This window comes from Vaccinium witches'-broom phytoplasma str. VAC (assembly GCF_000309405.1).
Classification (GTDB): Bacteria; Bacillota_I; Bacilli_A; order Acholeplasmatales; family Acholeplasmataceae; genus Phytoplasma.
The window spans coordinates 1-1,644 of the sequence record NZ_AKIN01000249.1; the positions used below are offsets into that span (position 1 = coordinate 1).

A 1,644-nucleotide genomic window follows, 5' to 3' on the forward strand; every position below is an offset into this window, starting at 1 on the left:
AAAATATTTTTATAATAAGATAAAATCAGCGTTTTAAAAGGTGCTGTTTTTATCAATTTTCTTCAAAGAAGGGTTATTCAACATGAATCAAAAGAAATTTATTAAAAAGAATTTATCAGACCAAAATACATCCAAAGGCGGAATTTATGAATTATTATATGTTTTATTCTGTTTGGGCTTGTTATCAATCTCTTTAGGAGTTTTTATCGCACAAGTAGATGAAAAAGTGATTAAAGGAACAGACTTGTTGCATGATTGGAAAAAATTATTCAACAAGTTCACTTATCAAAGTAATTTTTTAGTTTTAATAGTGATGCTTTTATTCTTTACTCCTTGGCGAAAAAAGAAGAACTTTGCTGTTTTAACTTTTATAACTTTAGTAAGCATTTTATTTACTGCGATTATTAATCATTCGATTCTAGATAGAGATGAAATTAAGAACTTTAGTTTTAAAACTGTTGATTTTCAACACACTATTATCCCTCTTTTATACACTGTCTTTTATTTTTCGAAAAAAAATATTGGCATGTCTTGTAAAAAAGCTTATTTAGGGATTATCCACCCTTTGACTTATTTAATTATTTATTTAATTATCGGCAAAATAAAAGGGGAAGATTATAAATATCCTTATGATTTCATCAACCCTCACAAACCTGGCATTATAGGAGATTTATTAGGAAAGACAAAACAAGGGTATTTTTATCTTTTTTTAACCGCTTCCCTTTTAACCGTCTTAACTTATTTATTTTCGTTATTTTTAAATTTCGCTAAAAGTAAAATTAATTCTCGAAAATATTAATTTTTACAAATAAATGGTTTTACCGCATGATGTCTTTTTTCTGAATTATAGTAAATATCCAAAAAAACCAAAAAAGGAGATAAATAATGTTTGATTTTAAAAAAGAAGTTTTAAAAAGAAAAGATATTATTGTTAAAACTCTGCAAGATTTGTTAAGAATAGAGAATAAATTAGAAACATTTAAACCAGAAAATAAAGGCGCTCCTTTTGGACAAAAATTAAAAGAAGCTCTTTATTTTATGTTGAATTTAGGACAAAAAGATGGTTTTAAAACTTTGAATGTTGATGGTTATGCCGGTCATATAGAATACGGTAATCAAACAGATTGGGTTGGAATAATAGGACATCTAGATGTTGTTCCCGCCGGCAACCATTGGTCTTACCCTCCTTATGAAGCTAAAATAGTGGATGGTAAAATTTATGCTAGAGGTTCTCAAGATAATAAAGGTCCCGTTATTGCTTCTTATTTTGCTTTAAGAATTTTAAAAGAATTAAACGTTCCTTTAAAAAAAAAGAGTGAAATTTGTTTTAGGATTAGAGGAAGAATGCGAATGGCGCTGTGTGGATCATTACTTTGAAAAACATCCGGAAATCCCTGTTGCTGGTTTTGTGCCTGATAGTTATTTTCCTTTAGTTTATGGGGAAAAATGTCTTGTGGTTTTATTTTTAGAAACTGAAAGCACAGACCCCCAGCATTATCAGTATACAAGGTGGTTCTAAAGTAAATGTTGTACCGGATTTAGCTCAAGTATAGAGTAGTTGATAAGCTCGAAAGAAAGTTAAAATTATTTATTTTTTGGTTGCGGAAAATATACATTAAGTAATAATTTTTTTTCTATTTATAT

General features: G+C 28.1%; 3 protein-coding genes. All 3 read left to right on the forward strand.

All coding sequences use genetic code 11. The annotated features are described in order from the left end of the window. Nucleotides 1-82: 82 nt before the first annotated feature. The 3 genes from RI68_RS03315 to RI68_RS04405 all read left to right on the forward strand — a co-directional run bounded on the left by RI68_RS03315 (nt 83) and on the right by RI68_RS04405 (nt 1,519). Nucleotides 83-799 (forward strand): hypothetical protein, encoded by a 717-nt coding sequence (locus RI68_RS03315; protein WP_017193811.1) that lies wholly within the window; start codon nt 83-85, stop codon nt 797-799. Between the two features lie 86 nt (nt 800-885). Continuing rightward, nucleotides 886-1,377: a M20/M25/M40 family metallo-hydrolase gene (locus RI68_RS03320; protein WP_026071967.1), complete on the forward strand. Its 492-nt coding sequence runs from the start codon at nt 886-888 to the stop codon at nt 1,375-1,377. After that, on the forward strand, nt 1,361-1,519 hold the full coding sequence (locus RI68_RS04405; RefSeq protein ID WP_017193812.1) for a hypothetical protein: 159 nt from the start codon (nt 1,361-1,363) through the stop codon (nt 1,517-1,519). The genes RI68_RS03320 and RI68_RS04405 overlap by 17 nt, the downstream gene beginning before the upstream one ends. Nucleotides 1,520-1,644: the final 125 nt, after the last annotated feature.